The organism is Acidimicrobiales bacterium, from assembly GCA_035536915.1.
Taxonomy (GTDB): Bacteria; Actinomycetota; Acidimicrobiia; order Acidimicrobiales; family JAHWLA01; genus JAHWLA01.
This window is the reverse complement of the sequence record DATLNE010000041.1, coordinates 22,031-38,806: the sequence shown is the minus strand read 5'-3', so window position 1 is coordinate 38,806 and position 16,776 is coordinate 22,031. Positions and strand designations below refer to the sequence as shown.

Below are 16,776 nucleotides of genomic sequence, written 5' to 3'. Positions count from 1 at the left end.
CGTATCAACTAGACCGCACGGTCAAGTACGGGAGTACGCTGCACCAATGGGTGAACGCTTCGAATCCGTAGGCGCAGTGCGCGAGGGGCTGCGTGACGTCGCCTACCTGGCCGACGAGGGCATCGCCGGCGTCGTCTACCTGGCCGACCGCCTCGGCAAGCCCGTGCTCGTCGAGGGCCCGGCCGGCACCGGCAAGACCCAGCTGGCCAAGTCGGTGGCCGAGATGACGGGCGCCCGCCTCATCCGCCTCCAGTGCTACGAGGGGCTCGACGAGTCCAAGGCCCTGTACGAGTGGAACTACAAGAAGCAGCTCCTGCGCATCCAGGTCGAGCGCAACTCGGCCACGTGGCAGGAGATCGAGGACGACATCTTCACCGAGGACTTCCTCCTCACCCGCCCGCTGCTCGAGGCCATCCGGGCCGACGAACCCGTCGTCCTCCTCATCGACGAGGTCGACCGGGTCGAGGTCGAGACCGAGGCCCTCTTGCTGGAGATCCTCTCCGACTACCAGGTGTCGGTGCCGGAGCTGGGCACGGTGGTGGCCAAGCAGATCCCGCTGGTGTTCCTCACCTCCAACAACACCCGTGAGCTGTCGGAGGCGTTGAAGCGGCGCTGCCTGTACCTGCACGTTGACTACCCGCACCTCGACCGCGAGAAGGAGATCGTCCTCACCCGCGTGCCCGACATCTCCGAGCACCTGGCCGACCAGGTCGTGCGCATCGTGCGCTCGATCCGGCAGTTGGAGCTGAAGAAGCACCCGTCGGTGAGCGAGACCCTCGACTGGGCCCGCACGCTGGTGCTGCTGGGCATCGAGAACGTCGACGCCGAGCAGGCCAAAGAGACGCTGCACATCCTGCTCAAGTACCAGAGCGACATCGCCAAGGCGTCCAAGGAACTGTCAGTCAACGGGGCCTAAGGGATGCTCGACCTCCTCGCCGGGTTCATCCAGGAACTTCGGGCCGCCGGGCTGCCGGTCAGCCTGACCGAGAACCTCGACGCCATGGAGGCGGTCAAGCACATCCCGCTGGAGGATCGCGACGCCTTCAAGTACGCGCTGGCCGCCACCCTGGTGAAGTCGAACGCCCACTGGAAGGCGTTCGAGACCGTCTTCGAGGTGTACTTCTCCATGCGGGGCTCGGAGTACCGCATCAGCGAGGACGGCGACGACTCGGGTGCCGACCTGGCCGAGTTGCTCCAGTCGATGATGGCCGACCGCGAGGCGGGCAAGGGCGGCGGCATGGAGGCCATGACGCCTGAAGAGCTGGCCGAGATGCTCTACAAGGCGCTGATGGAAGGCGACGAGGCCATGCTCAAGGCGCTGGCCCGCCAAGCAGTGCAGCGCTTCAGCGGCATGGAGCCGGGCCGGCCCGTGGGCGGCACCTACTACCTCTACCGCACCCTGCGGAACCTCGACCTCGACGGGGTGCTCGACCGCCTCATGGAGGCCGAGCGGGAGCAGGCCGACGCCATCACGCCGCTGGAAGAGCGGTTGGCCAAGGACGAGTTCGAGTCCCGCATCGACAAGCTGCGCAAGGAGATCGAAGCGGAGATCCGCCGGCGGCTGGTGGCCGACCGGGGCGCCGAGGCCATGGCCAAGACGCTGCGCAAGCCGTTGCCTGAAGACATCGACTTCATGCACGCGTCCAAGGATGAGTTGGCCGCCCTGCGCCGGGCCATCTACCCGCTGACCCGCAAGCTGGCGGTGCGGCTGGCCCGCAAGCGCCGCCACGGCCGTAAGGGGCCGCTCGACTTCCGCAATACCGTGCGCCACTCGCTGAGCTACGGCGGCGTGCCCGCCGAGCCCAAGTTCCGCTACCCGCGCCCGTCGAAGCCCGAGATCATGGTCATCGCCGACATCTCAGGCTCGGTGGCTGCCTTCGCCCGGTTCACCTTGCACCTGGTGTATGCCATCTCGTCGCAGTTCTCCAAGGTCCGCTCGTTCGTCTTCATCGACGGCATCGACGAGGTGACCCGCTACTTCGAAGGCGTGGAGGACATCACCGAGGCGGTGCACCGGGTCAACACCGAAGCCGACGTGGTGTGGGTCGACGGCCACTCCGACTACGGCCACGCCTTCGACGTGTTCTGGGAGCGGTGGGGCAAGGAGATCACCACGAAGACGAGCGTGATCCTGTTGGGCGACGCCCGGAACAACTACCACGCCTCACAAGCGTGGGTGGTGCAGGAGATGCGCAAGCGGGCCCGCCACGTCTTCTGGCTGAACCCCGAGCCCAAGTCGTACTGGGACACCGGCGACTCGATCGTGAGCGAGTACGGCACCCACTGCGACGGCGTGTTCGAGTGCCGCAACCTCAAGCAGCTCGAACGCTTCGTCGAGCACCTGAGCTGAGTACGGCGAAGGGTGCGGAGCCGGCGGGCTCCGCACCCTTCGAACGTCACCGGGCGGCGCGGGTGCGACGAGGGCTGTCGCTGGTGCGGCCGGCGCCTTGTCCCGGCTTGGCCAAGGCCATGGCGAGGCCGACAAGGGCGCTGCCGATGTGCAGGAACTGGTCGGCCACGTTCAGCGACAGGAAGTTCTTGTCCTCGTCGCCGATGATGACCAAGCCGAGCACGAACGCCGCGCCGTAGCCGACGGCCAGCATCCACCCGTAGGTGCGGGCAGTGTCGAAGCGCCGCCACATGGCAAGCCCGAGGAGACCGATGACCAGGTGCACGATGTTGTGCAGCGGGTTGATCTCGAAGCCGACCAGTGTGTCGCCGGTGTGCTCGGCGAAGCGGTCGAAGCCCGTGATGGCAAAGCCCACAAGCCCGACGAGGGTGTAGGTGGCGCCTACGGCAAGTGCGAGCCATTGGACCCAGTGGTAGTCGTTCCTCCGTGTGTCAGCCGCCATTTTCGTTGCCTCCTTGGGCAGGTCGTGTCTGCCGTGATTGCCGGCGGACGTGTCCGTTCAAACGTTTCGGAGCGGGCAGGATGGGCGGATGAGCGTTACCCGACTGGTTTTGGTCCGTCACGGCGAGTCGATGGCGACGGTCGACCAGGTTGTGGGCGGCCACGACGGCTGTACCGGCCTGTCGCCGCTGGGCCGTCGCCAGGCTGAGGCGCTGCGTGACCGGCTGGCGGCCACCGGCGAGGTGGCGGCCGACTTGGTGCTCACCAGCATCCTGCCCCGAGCAGTCGAGACCGCTGAGATCGTCGCCCCCGCCTTGGGCGGGCTCGCCGTGGCCCAGGACTGCGACCTGTGCGAGATCCATCCCGGCGAGAGCGACGGGCTGTCGTGGGAGGAGTACGGCCGCCGCTACAACGTCGACATGGCCGCCGACCCGCTGGCCCCCATCGCCCCGGGCGGTGAAAGCCTGGCCGACTTCCACGGGCGGGTGTCGAAGACGCTGCTGCGTATCGCCGACGAGCACGCGGGCCGCACCGTGGTGCTGGTGTGCCACGGCGGCGTGGTGGCGGGGTCGTTCCACACCTTCTTCGGGCTGCCGCTCGAATCGGCCATTCCCGTCAGCATCTGGACGGAGAACACGGCGCTGACCGAGTGGTCGCGCCAGGACGACCGGCGCTGGCGGCTGGTGCGCCACAACGACACCGCGCACCTCGTCGGCGTCGAGCGCTGAAGGCAACAGCACGAACTACGGTCGATCCGTGGCCCTCTTCATCGCCGACGGCGACCGTTTCGTGCCCACCGATTACGCCCGCGGACCGTGGAGCCCCGACTCCCTCCACGGCGGGCCACCCGCCGCCCTGCTGGCCCGCGCCTTCGAGCAGCACGAGGTCGGTGACCCCAAGCTCGTCGCCCGGGTGACCGTGGAAATCCTGCGACCCGTGCCGGTGGCGCCGTTGCAGGTGGCGGTGCGCACGGTGCGACCGGGCAAGCGGGTGGAGCAGTTGGAGGCGGTGCTGTCCGACGACGAGCACGAATTGTGCCGGGCCACGGCGTGGCGCATCCGCGAGGCGGAGGTGGAACTGACCGACGACGTGGAGCAGATCGGTGCTCCGGCCTTGCCCAGCACAACATCGAAGATGGACGCCGAATGGCCGTGGCAGGCGTTCCACAACGAAGGGGTGGAGATGCGCTACGTCGAGGGCAGCTTCGACGCGCCCGGCCCCTGCACGTCGTGGATCCGCCTGCGGGTTCCGGTGGTAGAAGGGGAGGAGCCGTCGGGCATCCAACGGCTGGTGGCGGCCGCCGACTTCGGCAACGGCATCAGCCATGTGCTGCCCATGAACCGGTTCCTCTTCATCAACCCCGACCTGACGGTGTACGCCTACCGCCAGCCCGTGGGGGAGTGGATGTGCCTGCAGAGCCGCACCCACCACGGCCCGACGGGCACAGGGTTGGCCGAGTCGGCGCTGTACGACTGTGAGGGCCACGTGGGCCGCAGCGCCCAGTCGCTGCTGCTCGACCACCGTTGATGAGCGACCGCATCGAGCAGTCCGCCGCGGTGGCGGCGTCGCCGGAGGAGGTCTACGCCGTCATCGCCGACATCGCCCGCAGGCCGGAGTGGCTGACAGAGCTGCGCAAGGTTGAACCGCCGCCGGGGCCGGTCGAGGTGGGCACCCGCTTTTCGGCCCAGCCGTCGATGCTGCTCCACCACTTGGTGGGCCACAGCGAGGTGGTGCGGGCCGAGCCCGGCCACGCCTTGGCCGAGGAGATCCACGTGGGCGCGCGGTTCTTGAGCGAGTGGGAACTGGTGCCCGCTGCCGACGGCGGCACGGTGGTGCGGCACTGCATGACGGTCGACTTCCCCGGCGGCCCGCTCAGCCGGCTGGAGCGCTGGGTCATGCGGCGGCGTGTTGCGGCCATGCAGAAGAAGTCGCTGGCGGCGTTGCGGGTACTGCTCAGCCGGTGACGGTGAACGGCGTGGTGGCGTGGTTGGCCGGGCTTTCGCCATCGGCCACCAAGTCGAATTGCTGCGGGGCGAATTTGGAGTAGGTGGTGGGAATGCTGACGGTGACGTTGGAGAAGCGGCCCTCGGCGTTGGCGGTGGTGCGGCCGATCTCCTGGACGTGCAGCCGGAACGTGACCTTCTCGTTGGGTGCGAACCCCTCGCCGCTGAGCACCACCCGGGTGCCGCCCGGCCCGCTGTCTCGGTTGGAGAACAACGATGTGCGGGTGCCGACCGGGATCGACGGGAACGTCATGGTGGGTTGCGACTGGGAGGGCGGGCCGCTGTCCTTGTCGTCGCCGCCGATGGCGCCGGTCGTGATCAGGGCGACGATGATCCCGCCGACCGTCGTGATGGCCGCCGCCGCGATTGCCCCGTTGTGATCACCCACAGCCGCGGACGATAGTCAGAGCACCATTCCGGCGGCCACGGTGGCGTTGGTTGCCTCGTCGATGAGGATGAAGCTGCCGGTCAGGCGGTTCACCGAGTAGGGGTCGACCATCAGCGGGGCGCTGACCTTGATCGAGACTCGACCGATGTCGTTGATGTCGAGCTCGCTGGCCCGGGTCTCGGGCTGCAGCGAGTCGATGTCGACCCGGTGCTGCAACTCACGCACGACGGCCTTGGCCGATCGGGTGGTGTGCTTGATGGCGTACTTGGTGCCCACGTGCATGGGCTGCTCGGAAAACCAGCACAACATGGCGTCGAGCTCTTGGGTCACCCGAGGCTCGGGGTCGTCGGCCCGCACCAGCATGTCGCCGCGTGAGATGTCGATCTCGTCGGCCAGGCGCACGGTGACCGACATCGGCGCGAACGCCTCGGGCACCTCGCCGTCGAGCGTGTCGATGCCCGCAACGGTCGAACGTCGCCCCGAGGGCAACACGACGACCTCGTCGCCGGGACGGAAGACGCCACCCGCCACCGTGCCCGCATAACCCCGGTAGTCGTGGTGCTCGGCGGTCAGCGGCCGGATCACGTACTGCACCGGGAAACGGCCCTTGTCGTGGTTGAAGCTGGAGGCCACCTCGACGGTCTCCAGGTGCTCCAGCAACGTCGGCCCGTCGTACCACGCCATGTTGGTGGACCGGTCGACGACGTTGTCGCCCTCCAGCGCGGAGAGGGGGATGAACGTGACCTCGTGCGGGTGCAGCCCGGCGGCGAAGCCTTCGAAGTGCGAGGCGATGTCCTTGAAGACCACCTCGTCCCACTCGACCAGGTCCATCTTGTTGATCGCTACCACCAAGTGGGGGATGCCGAGCAGGGTGGCGATGTAGGCATGGCGCCGCGACTGTTCGAGCAGCCCCTTTCGTGCATCCACCAGCACGATGGCCAGGTCGGCCGTCGACGCACCGGTGACCATGTTGCGCGTGTACTGCACATGCCCGGGGGTGTCGGCGATGATGAACTTTCGCTGGGGCGTGGCGAAGTACCGGTAGGCGACGTCGATGGTGATGCCCTGCTCCCGCTCGGCCCGCAGGCCGTCGGTCAGCAGCGCCAGGTTCACGTAGTCGTGGCCGCGCTGTTGCGACGAGCGTTCGACCGCCTCCAACTGGTCCTCGAAGATCGACTTCGAGTCGTGGAGGAGCCGCCCGATGAGCGTTGATTTTCCGTCGTCCACGGACCCGGCCGTGGCAAACCGCAGGAGCTCCATGGGATCTAGAAGTAGCCCTCGCGCTTGCGGTCCTCCATGGCGGCCTCGGAGAACTTGTCGTCGGCCCGGGTGGCGCCCCGCTCGGTGATCCGGGTGGCCGCCACCTCGGTGATGATCTCGTCGATGGTGGCCGCCGACGACACCACGGCACCGGTGCAGCTCATGTCACCGACGGTGCGGTAGCGCACCAGTTCCTCGAACACCTCTTCGCCGTCCTTCGGCTCGGTGACGGGACCGACGCCGAGCAGCATGCCGTCGCGCCGGAACACCTTGCGGTGGTGGGCGAAGTAGATCGACGGGACTTCGAGCTCCTCGCGCTGGATGTACTGCCACACGTCCATCTCGGTCCAGTTGGAGATGGGGAAGGCGCGGATGTGCTCGCCCTTGCGGATGCGCCCGTTGTAGAGCGACCACAGCTCGGGCCGCTGGTTCTTGGGGTCCCACTGGCCGAAGTCGTCGCGGAACGAGAGGACCCGCTCCTTGGCGCGAGCCTTCTCCTCGTCGCGCCGGGCGCCACCGAAGGCGGCGTCGAAGCCGTGCTCGTCGATCATGCGCAGGAGCGTCGTGGTCTGCAGTCGGTTGCGCGACGCCCGCGGCCCGGTCTCCTCGCGGGAGCGGCCCGCATCGATGTCGTCCTGCACGTAGCCGACGATCAACCGCTCGCCCAGCTCGGCCACCCGCCGGTCGCGGAACTCGACGGCCTCGGAGAAGTTGTGGCCGGTGTCGATGTGCATGATCGGGAAGGGGAACCGCCCGGGGCGGAACGCCTTCTCGGCCAGCCGCAGCAGGACGATGGAGTCCTTGCCGCCGCTGAACAGCAGCACGGGCCGTTCCAGCTCGGCGGCCACCTCTCGCATGATGAAGATGGCCTCGGCCTCGAGGGCGTCGAGGTCGGACAGCTCGTACCGGGGCGGATCAAGGGTCAGCGTCATTGGTGGAGCCCGCATTCGATCTTGTCGGCGCCGGACCAGCGGCCGGCTCGTCGGTCTTCGCCCTCGGCCACCGGCCGCGTGCACGGCCAGCACCCGATGGATGCGAAGCCCCGCTCCCACAACGGGTGCTGGGGCAGGTCGTGGTCGGCGATGTAGCCGGCCATGTCGAGGTCGGTCCAGGTCGCCAGCGGGTTGACCTTGACCATGTCGCGCGCCGCGTCCCAGTCGACGACGGGCGCGTTGGCCCGGGTGGGCGCATCGACCCGGCGCAGGCCGGTGACCCACGCCTGCTTGCCCTTCAAGCCCCGAGCCAGCGGCTCGACTTTGCGCACGGCGCAGCAGCCCTGCAGGTCGCCGGTGGCCCACAGGCTGTCGGGCCCGACCTCGGGGTGCACGGTGGTGATGTTGAGCCCGTAGCGAGCCCGCAGTTGCTCGACGTACCAGAGGGTCTCGGCGAAGTGGTACTGGGTGTCGAGGAACAGGAACTCGATGTCGGGCTTCACATTGACGGCGATGTCGATCAGCACGGCGTCCTCGAACGACGCGGCGACGATCACGCTGTCGCCGAACTCCTCGACCGCCCACTTGATTGCAGCACTAGGCGGCAAAGTCTCAAGCTTCTGCGAGACCTCGGTGAGTGCCGTCCTGTCGCGCACTGCTTCTTTGGAGTGCTCCACTACGTTGCGCACTCTGACTCCCCGATCTCCTTTACGTACGGACCGGTCTCGCCGTAGTCGACGTAGAAGTCGGGCGCCTCTTCCGGCGTGGGGAACTCGTCGAGGTCCTTGAGCAGAGGGGCCACGGCCACGGCGCCGCCGGTGCGCGACAGCCACGACTGGAACGACTCGCCGCCGTCTCGTTCGGCCACGAACTTGGCCACCACTCGCACCGTCGCCTCGCCCGCCCGCTTGGCCGGCAGGCGCAGTGCCTTCTCGCCGAACTCGATCTGTGTCTGGCCCACGTAGCCGCCCAGCAGCATCTGGTACCCGGGCGCTGCCTTGCCGTGCGCGCGGCGCTCGACACCCATGAAGCCGATGTCGCTGATGTGGTGCTGGCCGCACGAGTTGGTGCAGCCGGAGATGTTGACCCGGATGCCACCGACCTCGGCCAGGCCCGCTTCCTCCAGGGCACGGCCGATCTCGTCGGCCAGGCCGCGGCTCTGGGTGACGGCCAGGTTGCAGGTATCGGCGCCCGGGCAGCTCACCACGTCGCGGGCCAGCTCGGCCCCCGGCTCGGCCATGCCGAGAACGGCGAGGCGGTCGTAGAGGGTCTTGACCTGCTCCTCGGTCAGTTCCCGGAACACCAGGTTCTGGCGGTTGGTGACCCGCACCTCGGCCCGCAGTTCCCGCTGGATCGACGCCAGCGCCCGGAACTGGTCGGACGTGATGTCGCCCAGCTTGGCGAAGGCGTAGGCGCTGACCGTGCCCTTGGCCACGCCCCGCACCACGTTGGCGGTCTCCCACTTGGTGTAGGCGTCGCGCTCGGGCAGCTTGAGGGTCACGGGCACGCCGACGGGGGTGGGGGTGATGGCCGTCGACACGCCCGCGGGGGCGTCGCCGTGTTCGGCCACGTACTCGGGGATGCCGCCGGGCCAGGTGGCCGACGCCCGCAGGAACTTGCGCTCCTTGATGATCCGCTCTCGCAGCTCGTCGACGCCCATGGTGTCGAGCAGCCACTTCATGCGGGCGCGCAGCTTGTTGTCGCGGTTGCCGTAGTGGTCGAAGACCCGCAGGATCGCTTCGATGGTGGGCATGAGGTCTTCGCGGGCGGTGAACTCCTCGAGCGCGGCGGCCGGGTGCGGGTTGGCGCCCAGGCCGCCGGCGAAGAACACCCGGAAGCCGGGCTCGATGGTGCCGTCGGGCCGGGGGCGGCCGACGCCGATCACGCCCACGTCGTTGAACATGGCCTGGCCGCAGTCGGTGGAGCAGCCCGAGAAGTTGATCTTGAACTTGCGGGGCAGGCGCTGGGCGATGGGCGAGCGCAGGAAGTGGCGGAAGGCGGCCTCGGCCCAGGGGCTGATGTCGAGCACCTCGAACGGGCAAGCGCCCGCCAGGTGGCAGCCGGTGACGTTGCGCACGGTGTCGCCGCACGCCTCGCGGGTGGTCAGCCCCACCGAGGCCAGGTCGCGCATGACGTCGGGGATCTGCTCCAACTGCACGAAGTGGAACTGGATGTTCTGCCGGGTGGTGATGTGGCCCCAGCCGCGGGAGTAGGTGTCGGCCACGTGGGCCATCATCTCCAGTTGCTCGGGCGTGGCCGAGCCGTACGGCAGCTTCACCCGCACCATCTGGTTGTGGCCGCCTTGGCGCTGGCCGTAGATCCCGTTGTTCAGTCGGAAGACACGGAAGACGTCCTCGTCGAGCTCGCCCTTCAGGTACAGGGCGAGCTGCGTCTCGAACTTCTCGATGTCCCGAAGGGCAGCGGGGTCGATCTCATGGGTGATGGCCATCGAATCCTCCTCAGATGACCTGGACGAGCTTGAGGCCCGACGTCAGGAGCACAACGAACAGAGCGGGGCGCACGACCTTGTCGGGGGCGTGGGCCGAGAGGCGGGCGCCGATGTAGACGCCGGGGAGGGCGCCCACCAGCAGGCTGGCGGTGAGGGCCAGTTGCACGGCGCCGAAGAACATGTGGCCGATGGCGGCGGCGCCGACCAAGGGGATGGCCTGCACCAAGTCGGTGCCGACCAGCTCGTTGGACTTCAGGCCCGGGTACAGGAACAGCAGCATCACGATGATGAGCGAGCCCGAGCCCACGCTGGTGAGGCCGACGACGAGGCCGCCGATGACGCCGACGAGCACGGTGAGGGGGCGGTTGAGCACGGCGGGGCGGGGCTCGTAGCCCTCGGCCCGACGGCGGTCGATCATGCGGCGCAGGAGGATAGAGCCCGCGGAGGCGAGCAGGGCCAGGCCGAGTGCCCGCTTCAGCAGGTCGTCGACGTTGTGGGCGCCGAGGGCGTTGAGGATGAGGACGCCGGCGAAGGCAGCGGGGACGGAGCCGACGCACAGCCACAGGGCGATGTCCTTGCGGACGGTGCCCCGCTTCAGGTGCACGCCGCCGCCGACGGGCTTCATGATCAGGGACACGACGAGGTCGCTGGAGACGGCTGCGAGGGGAGAGACCTTGAAGAACAGCACCATGATCGGGGTCATGAGTGCGCCGCCGCCCATGCCGGTGAGGCCGACGGTGAAACCGACGAGCAATCCGGCGAGGGCGATGGCAAGGTCAAGCTGCAAGGAGGAGCCTCCGGGACGACGCGGACGAGGTCAGGGTCGGGTCAGCGGAGGGGCATACAGCGGGTGTCGTGGGCCTGGTGGGGGGTGCGGCCCATGGCGACCGACGGGGCGCCACGGCGGCGCAACACGGTGGTCGTCAACCCCTGCATGAAGTCAAGAGTACGAAATATGAGTAAACCGATCAAGTTTTAGTTCAATGGTTGCGCAGACCGTGCAAGTGGTACGTACCGGACATGCGCGCGCACCGAGCATTGCTCGGCCTGCCGGCGCTCACGGCGGCGGCCGTTCTCGGCCTCACCGCCGTCCCGGCGGCCGCTGATCACACCGAGTCCAACGAGCCCTTGGCGGTCCTGTCACCCGCCTTGCCGAGCACACCGATCCAGCAGGTCGGGCAGTGGGAGTTTCTCAAGAACTTCCCGCCCAACCCGGGCACCGACCTCAAGTTCTTCTCCCGGGGCGAGGCGATCTACGGCATCGCCGGCAGCCTGGGCCAGGGCAACGGCCAGTACGCAGGCCAGCGGGTGGTACGCCTGACCGGCGCCGACGGCGCCGTCGCCCCCGAGTGGGTGGCCGACCACGGCTCGGCCCATTGCAACCCGTCGCGGGGCGTGACCGGCCTGCAGCACGACACAGTGGTGACGCCGCCCGACGACGCCGAGCTGGCCGTCGACACCACCGACGCCAACGACCGCTGCCACGACCCGGGGGCAGGCGGCATGGAGATCCTCGACATCTCGGGCGTCGGCCGCGAGGGCGGGGCGCCGGTGAAGGAGGTGCACCTTCTGCGCTTCGACGGCACCTCGCACACCGCCACCCTCGACGCCACCCGCCCGTGGATCGTCTACAACTCCAACTCCGACCAGGACCGTCCGTGGATCGACGTGGTCGACATCCGCTCGTGCCTCGGGCTGACGGGGTCGCTGGAGGCCAAGCGCGCCGCCTGCCGCCCGGCCGTGTACCGAATGCCGTTCGATCCGTCGTGGACGACGAACGACAAGGGAACGGCGCCCCACGGCTGTCACGACATCACGGCCCGACCCGGACGCCTGTACTGCGCCGGCATCAACGGCACGGCGATCATCGATGTCAGCGGGCTGACGGCGGGCAACGGCGACGTGCGGGGCACGCCGCTGTCGTGCACGGTCGTCGACGGCACCAACACGGCGGCCAAGGTCAGCGACTGCCGCGTCACTGCCGCGCAGTGGGCGGCGGCGGGCAAGCCCGCGGCCACCGGGTTCTCGCACGTGGGCCACGTCAACCACCCCGGGCGTGACGCCACCAACGGCAACACCGCGGTGCCGTCGAACGAAGGCGTGTCGATCTCGCACGAGGCCGACCCCACGCCCGACGGCAAGTGGCTGCTGGTCACCGACGAGCGCGGCGGCGGCGTGGTGCCGCCGGGGTCGACGTGTGCGCCGACGGTGGCCAACCCGGTGGGCAACGGCGGCATGCACGTGTTCGACATCTCGGACCCCGCCAACCCCACGTACGCCCAGACCAATGACGGCAAGAAGGCCGTCTTCATTTCGAAGAACCTGCTGCCCGCGCCGACGTTCTGCAACATCCACGTCATCGAGCACATCCCCGACGAGCAGCGGATCATCGCCGCCTGGTACAGCCAGGGGTTCAAGGTCATCGACTACGAGATCGACGCCGAGGGCCGCTGGTCGTTCACCGAGGTGGGTGCGCTGACCCTCCCCGGTGCGCAGACGTGGACGATCGAGCCGTTCAAGATCGCCGACAACGACGACGGCACGCGGACCTACTTCCTGATGTCGTCCGACATCGGGCGGGGCATCGACGTGGTGTCGTTCACGGCCGAGCCCAACTGGATGCCGACGGGCCGGGCCGGTGGCCCGAACGACAACGCCAACGCCAATGCCCGCACGCGGGTGGCAGGCGCCGAGCAAGAACGGTCGGTCGGATCGCTGGCCGCCACCGGTGAGGACACGCCGATGGAACTGGGCGCCGTGCTGCTGCTGTCGGCCGTCGGCGTCCGCCTCGCCACAACCCGCCGCCGCCGCTCGGTCCCGAGTACATAGCCGGCGATTTTCGCCGGCTATGTACTCCAGAGGTCAGGCGCGGAGGCGTTCCGCGACGAGGTAGGCCAGGTCGAGCGACTGGCGGGCGTTGAGCCGGGGGTCGCAGGTGGTGGTGTAGCGCGACTCCAGGTGGTCCTCGAGGATCTCCTCGGCGCCGCCCAGGCACTCGGTGACGTCGTCGCCGGTGAGCTCGATGTGGAGGCCGCCGGGCCACACGCCCTCGTCGTGGCAGGCGATGAAGAACCGGCGCACCTCGTCGATCACCGCGTCGAAGTGCCGGGTCTTGCGCCCGCCCGGGCTCGTATAGGTGTTGCCGTGCATGGGGTCGCACGCCCACACCACAGGGTGGCCCGCCTCCCGCACGGCAGCCAGCAGCGGCGGCAGGGCGGCGGCCACCTTGTCGACGCCCATGCGGGAGATGAGGGTGAGCCGGCCCGGCACCCGCTCCGGGTTGAGCCGCTCGCACAGGGCCAGCACCTCGTCGGCCGTCGCCGTGGGGCCGACCTTGCAGCCGAGGGGGTTGCGCACCCCGGCCAAGAACTCCACGTGGGCGCCGTCGAGGCGTCGGGTGCGCTCGCCGATCCAGAGCATGTGGGCGGAGCAGTCGTACCAATCGCCGGTCAGCGAGTCCTTGCGGGTCAGCGCTTCCTCGTAGCCGAGCAGGAGGGCCTCGTGGCTGGTGAAGAAGTCGACCTGGTGGAGGTTGGCCTCGCGGGCCAGGTCGATGCCGCAGGCCCGCATGAACCGCATGGCTCGGTCGATCTCGCCGGCGATGGCTTCGTAACGCCGGCCCTCGTTGGAGGTGGCCACGAACTGCTGGTTCCAGACGTGGACCTGGCTCAGGTCGGCAAAGCCGCCCTTGGTGAAGGCCCGCAGCAGGTTCAGGGTGGACGCCGCCTGGTGGTACGCCGCCACCAGCCGCTCGGGGTCGGGGGTGCGGGCGGCCACGGTGGGGGCGTCGTCGTTGACCATGTGGCCTCGGAACGACGGCAGTTCCAGGCCGCCCACCATTTCCGTGGGGGAGGAGCGGGGCTTGGCGAACTGCCCGGCGATCCGTCCGACCTTCACCGTGGGCACGCCCGAGCCGTAGGTGAGGACGACGGCCATCTGGAGGACGACCTTCAACTTGTCGCGGATGGCGTCGGCGGTGAAGTCGGCGAACGACTCGGCGCAGTCGCCCGCCTGCAGCAGGAACGCCTTGCCCGCAGCCACGTCGGCCAAGGCGTCGGTGAGCTGGCGGGCCTCGCCTGCGAAGACGAGCGGGGGCAGCGACGCCAACTGCTTGAGGGCGCGGTCGAGCGCGGCCTCGTCGGGCCAGTCGGGCTGCTGGTCGGCGGGAAGGTCGCGCCAGCTGCTCGGCGTCCACTGCGACATGTCCACCAGCGTCGCGGCTCCTGTGGTGTTGCGCAAAGGCCTTCAGCCTGCTTTGCCGCTGCGGCCCGGCGGGAGCTTGCCCCGACGGCGCGCCTCCTTCACCCATCGCTGCGCGGTGGTGACGGGCACGTCGTTGGCTTCGGCCAGGTCGCCGATGGGCCGGGAGCTGGTGCCCACGAGCATGCGGTAGGCCGCAGCTACGGCGTCGTAGAAGGTGTCGGGGTACCCCTGCACGGCGTTGGCCCGCAGTGCGTCGGCGATGCGAGCCGAGGCCCGGCGGCGGGGCGGTGCGGCCGGGCCGGGGTGGAGGACGGCGTTGGCCGCGGCCTCGATGCGCCCCACCGGGATCGACCGCAGCAGGTCGGCCGAGACCGCGCCCTCGATGCGGATAGCGGTGATCTGGTGGCGTCCGTCGTCGGCGCGGTCGACGCGCACGAGCACCCGTCCTGCGCTGGCCGGGGCGGCGGTCCACTCGAACCAGCCGTCGTCGGCAGGGACCAGGGGAGGGGGAGGCACAGCCGCCAGGATATCGCCAGAAAACCTCTTCCGCTCATCGAGACGTCTTGATACGCTTATACCGACGAGACCCGGCGTGTCGCTCGGGTCGAAAGGAAGAGATGAACACCACGCTGATCGCGGGAGCGCCGGTGGCGTTGCTCGCGGTCGTCCTCCTGCTCAAGTCGGTCCACTTCATCGGCGCCGCCGAGGTGGGCCTGGTCAACAAGAAGCTCGGCTTCAAGAAGCTTGAGGGCGACGACCCCATCGCCTTCGGCGGCGAGGCGGGTTACCAGGCCGAGCTGCTCATGCCGGGGTTGCGCTTCAAGTTCTGGCCGGTGTTCTCGGTGTCGAAGTTCCCGTGGGTGCAGGTGCCTGCGGGGGAGATCGGCGTCGTCATCGCCCAGGTCGGCGCGCCGTTGCCCATCGGCGCCAAGAGCGCGCACTACTTCCCGCGGGCGGGCAACTTCTCCGACCTGGAGACGTTCTTGCGGGCGGGCGGCCAGAAGGGCGTGCAGCGCCCCGTCCTGCCGCCGGGCACCACCGTTCCCATCCACCCGGTCGGGTTCATCGTCATCACCGCCCGCGAGGTGTTCGGCCTGCCGGTGGCGCCGGAGCTTGCCTTCCTGGCCGACGACGGGCTCGCCCCGCACTCCTTCGGGCTACGCCCTGAGCAGCTGCGGGTAGTGGTGATCGCGCCGCAGGGCGACGTCGACGTGGTGGGGCTGGTGACCACCCTGGAAGGCGGTCCGCTCGACTCGGGCGACATCGCCAGCAGGCTGGGCGGCTTCGCCGATGTGGCTGCCATGGAGCAGTCGCCGGAGACCACCGACGCCGAGCTCATCGACACGCTGCTGGGCTCGAAGAACGACCTCCACAACAACTACCAGGACTTCCAGGCGTTCCTCGACAACGGCGGGCGCATCGGTTTGCAGCACGACCCGTTGCTCTACGGCGCCTACCTGCTCAACCCGTTCCTGGTGCAGGTGCAACTCGTTCCCATGCTCGTCGTGAACCAGGGCGAGGTGGCGGTCATCAAGGGCTTCGTCGGGCTGCCCACGCTCGACACGTCGGGGGTGGAGTTCAAGTTCGGGTCGATCGTGCGACCCGGCCACCGCGGCATCTGGCAGGAGCCGCTGCGCACCGGCAAGTACGCCATCAACCCGCGCATCTACGCGGCCGAGATCGTGCCGACGTTCATCCTCACCTTGAACTGGGCCAACGCCACGTCGATGGCCCACAACCTCGACGCCCGCCTCGAGCCGATCATCGGCAAGAGCCGCGAGGGCTTCGTGTTCACCATCGACCTGCAAGTGCAGATCCACGTGAGCGACACGCGGGCGCCCAAGGTGATCTCGATGGTCGGCACCATGGTCAACCTGGTCAACGAGGTGCTGCAGAGCGCGGTGGGCAACCACTTCCGCAACACGCTGCAGAACCTCGAAGCGGTGCGGTTCATCGAGACCCGCGAGGAGGTACAGCGGGCTGCCTACGAGGCGGTGCGCGAGTACCTCTCGACCTACGAGGTGGAGACGCGGGGCGTCTACATCCAGGACGTGATCTTCCCCGCCGCCTTGGTCGAGGTACTGACCCGCCGGGAGATCGCCAACCAGGAGCGGGCCACGTACCAGGAGCAGCAGCGGGCCGAGACCGCTCGCATCGAAGTGGAGCGGGCCCGAGGCACGGCCGATATGCAGGCCGACCTGGCCGTCGCCCAGGTGTCGGTCGACATCCAGCGCAACCAGGCCGAGGCACGGCGGGCCGAAGCCGAAGGCGAGGCCGCCTACGTGCGGCTGACCGGTGAGGCCGAGGCTGACCGCACCCGGGCCATCGGCGTGGCCGAAGCAGCGGCGACCGAGGCGTTGGGCTTGGCGCGGGCTGCGGGCTTCGAGGCCCAGCGCGACGCCATCGGCGGCGGTGCCACGGCCTTGGTGGCGGTGGCCAACGCGGTGGCCGAGGGCGGCGTCGACATCATGCCCGAGGTGCTGGTGACGGGCGGCGGCTCCAGCCTCGACGGCCTGGCGGCGACGCTGATGCGCTACCTCCAGCCTTCGGGCGGGGAGCCAGTGCCCGTTCCGGCGTTGGAGCCGGCGCCGGAGGTGGAGCCGGAGGTGGAGGTGGAGGTCGAAGCGGCCTGACGTCGTAGTTCGAGTACGGGCTGCCCGGATTCCGGGCAGCCCGTACTCGTGTCGTCC

General features: G+C 69.0%; 16 protein-coding genes. 7 read left to right on the top strand and 9 right to left on the bottom strand.

What is annotated here, in order from left to right; all coding sequences use genetic code 11:
* The first annotated feature begins 46 nt into the window (after positions 1-46).
* Both VM938_11585 and VM938_11580 read left to right on the top strand, forming a co-directional pair.
* The gene (locus VM938_11585; GenBank protein HVF75681.1) at positions 47-916 is read left to right on the top strand and encodes a MoxR family ATPase; all 870 of its coding nucleotides are present in this window, start codon (positions 47-49) and stop codon (positions 914-916) included.
* A 3-nt stretch (positions 917-919) separates the two neighbouring features.
* Positions 920-2,350 carry a VWA domain-containing protein gene (locus VM938_11580; GenBank protein ID HVF75680.1) on the top strand — a complete coding sequence of 477 codons (1,431 nt, stop codon included), beginning with the start codon at positions 920-922 and terminating at the stop codon, positions 2,348-2,350.
* A gap of 46 nt (positions 2,351-2,396) precedes the next feature.
* On the opposite strand, the gene VM938_11575 is transcribed toward VM938_11580, so the two are convergent.
* Positions 2,397-2,852 carry a DUF4383 domain-containing protein gene (locus VM938_11575; GenBank protein HVF75679.1) on the bottom strand — a complete coding sequence of 152 codons (456 nt, stop codon included), beginning with the start codon at positions 2,850-2,852 and terminating at the stop codon, positions 2,397-2,399.
* An 88-nt stretch (positions 2,853-2,940) separates the two neighbouring features.
* Between VM938_11575 and VM938_11570 the strand changes: the two genes are divergently transcribed.
* From VM938_11570 to VM938_11560, 3 genes are read left to right on the top strand one after another with little or no spacing between them, the layout of a single operon-like run.
* Positions 2,941-3,579 (top strand): histidine phosphatase family protein, encoded by a 639-nt coding sequence (locus tag VM938_11570; protein ID HVF75678.1) that lies wholly within the window; start codon positions 2,941-2,943, stop codon positions 3,577-3,579.
* Positions 3,580-3,607: 28 nt separating this feature from the next.
* Positions 3,608-4,378, top strand: a complete 771-nt coding sequence (locus tag VM938_11565) for a thioesterase family protein (protein ID HVF75677.1) — start codon at positions 3,608-3,610, stop codon at positions 4,376-4,378.
* Positions 4,378-4,815, top strand: a complete 438-nt coding sequence (locus tag VM938_11560) for an SRPBCC family protein (GenBank protein ID HVF75676.1) — start codon at positions 4,378-4,380, stop codon at positions 4,813-4,815. The genes VM938_11565 and VM938_11560 overlap by 1 nt, the downstream gene beginning before the upstream one ends.
* Here VM938_11560 and VM938_11555 read toward each other — a convergent pair.
* Genes VM938_11555 through VM938_11530 form a run of 6 tightly spaced genes read right to left on the bottom strand, consistent with a single transcriptional unit; the run spans position 4,805 to position 10,670 of the window.
* The gene (locus tag VM938_11555; protein HVF75675.1) at positions 4,805-5,242 is read right to left on the bottom strand and encodes a hypothetical protein; all 438 of its coding nucleotides are present in this window, start codon (positions 5,240-5,242) and stop codon (positions 4,805-4,807) included. The genes VM938_11560 and VM938_11555 overlap by 11 nt on opposite strands.
* A gap of 15 nt (positions 5,243-5,257) precedes the next feature.
* Complete coding sequence (gene cysN / locus VM938_11550) at positions 5,258-6,502, bottom strand: sulfate adenylyltransferase subunit CysN (GenBank protein HVF75674.1); 1,245 nt, start codon at positions 6,500-6,502, stop codon at positions 5,258-5,260.
* A gap of 5 nt (positions 6,503-6,507) precedes the next feature.
* Positions 6,508-7,434 (bottom strand): sulfate adenylyltransferase subunit CysD, encoded by a 927-nt coding sequence (cysD, locus tag VM938_11545; protein ID HVF75673.1) that lies wholly within the window; start codon positions 7,432-7,434, stop codon positions 6,508-6,510.
* Positions 7,431-8,123, bottom strand: a complete 693-nt coding sequence (locus VM938_11540) for a phosphoadenylyl-sulfate reductase (GenBank protein HVF75672.1) — start codon at positions 8,121-8,123, stop codon at positions 7,431-7,433. The genes cysD and VM938_11540 overlap by 4 nt, the downstream gene beginning before the upstream one ends.
* Positions 8,111-9,883, bottom strand: coding sequence for a nitrite/sulfite reductase (locus tag VM938_11535; protein HVF75671.1), 1,773 nt, complete (start codon positions 9,881-9,883; stop codon positions 8,111-8,113). The genes VM938_11540 and VM938_11535 overlap by 13 nt, the downstream gene beginning before the upstream one ends.
* A 10-nt stretch (positions 9,884-9,893) precedes the next feature.
* On the bottom strand, positions 9,894-10,670 hold the full coding sequence (locus tag VM938_11530; GenBank protein HVF75670.1) for a sulfite exporter TauE/SafE family protein: 777 nt from the start codon (positions 10,668-10,670) through the stop codon (positions 9,894-9,896).
* 233 nt (positions 10,671-10,903) lie between these two features.
* On the opposite strand from VM938_11530, the gene VM938_11525 reads away from it, so the two are divergent.
* Positions 10,904-12,712, top strand: a complete 1,809-nt coding sequence (locus VM938_11525; GenBank protein ID HVF75669.1) for a hypothetical protein — start codon at positions 10,904-10,906, stop codon at positions 12,710-12,712.
* Between the two features lie 33 nt (positions 12,713-12,745).
* Here VM938_11525 and VM938_11520 read toward each other — a convergent pair whose 3' ends face one another.
* A complete protein-coding gene (locus VM938_11520) occupies positions 12,746-14,086 on the bottom strand; it encodes a 3-deoxy-7-phosphoheptulonate synthase class II (GenBank protein HVF75668.1) in 1,341 nt (446 codons plus the stop codon).
* Positions 14,087-14,128: 42 nt separating this feature from the next.
* Positions 14,129-14,602 (bottom strand): hypothetical protein, encoded by a 474-nt coding sequence (locus VM938_11515; protein ID HVF75667.1) that lies wholly within the window; start codon positions 14,600-14,602, stop codon positions 14,129-14,131.
* Between the two features lie 101 nt (positions 14,603-14,703).
* On the opposite strand from VM938_11515, the gene VM938_11510 reads away from it, so the two are divergent.
* The gene (locus VM938_11510) at positions 14,704-16,719 is read left to right on the top strand and encodes an SPFH domain-containing protein (GenBank protein ID HVF75666.1); all 2,016 of its coding nucleotides are present in this window, start codon (positions 14,704-14,706) and stop codon (positions 16,717-16,719) included.
* Positions 16,720-16,776 lie beyond the last annotated feature (57 nt).

Bases quoted from the DNA above. Each gene is read 5' to 3' on its own strand.
- VM938_11585 (HVF75681.1), top strand. From the start codon at position 47: ATGGGTGAACGCTTCGAATCCGTAGGCGCAGTGCGCGAGGGGCTGCGT.
- VM938_11580 (HVF75680.1), top strand. From the start codon at position 920: ATGCTCGACCTCCTCGCCGGGTTCATCCAGGAACTTCGGGCCGCCGGG.
- VM938_11575 (HVF75679.1), bottom strand. From the start codon at position 2,852: ATGGCGGCTGACACACGGAGGAACGACTACCACTGGGTCCAATGGCTC.
- VM938_11570 (HVF75678.1), top strand. From the start codon at position 2,941: ATGAGCGTTACCCGACTGGTTTTGGTCCGTCACGGCGAGTCGATGGCG.
- VM938_11560 (HVF75676.1), top strand. From the start codon at position 4,378: ATGAGCGACCGCATCGAGCAGTCCGCCGCGGTGGCGGCGTCGCCGGAG.
- cysN (HVF75674.1), bottom strand. From the start codon at position 6,502: ATGGAGCTCCTGCGGTTTGCCACGGCCGGGTCCGTGGACGACGGAAAA.
- cysD (HVF75673.1), bottom strand. From the start codon at position 7,434: ATGACGCTGACCCTTGATCCGCCCCGGTACGAGCTGTCCGACCTCGAC.
- VM938_11535 (HVF75671.1), bottom strand. From the start codon at position 9,883: ATGGCCATCACCCATGAGATCGACCCCGCTGCCCTTCGGGACATCGAG.
- VM938_11525 (HVF75669.1), top strand. From the start codon at position 10,904: ATGCGCGCGCACCGAGCATTGCTCGGCCTGCCGGCGCTCACGGCGGCG.
- VM938_11520 (HVF75668.1), bottom strand. From the start codon at position 14,086: ATGTCGCAGTGGACGCCGAGCAGCTGGCGCGACCTTCCCGCCGACCAG.
- VM938_11510 (HVF75666.1), top strand. From the start codon at position 14,704: ATGAACACCACGCTGATCGCGGGAGCGCCGGTGGCGTTGCTCGCGGTC.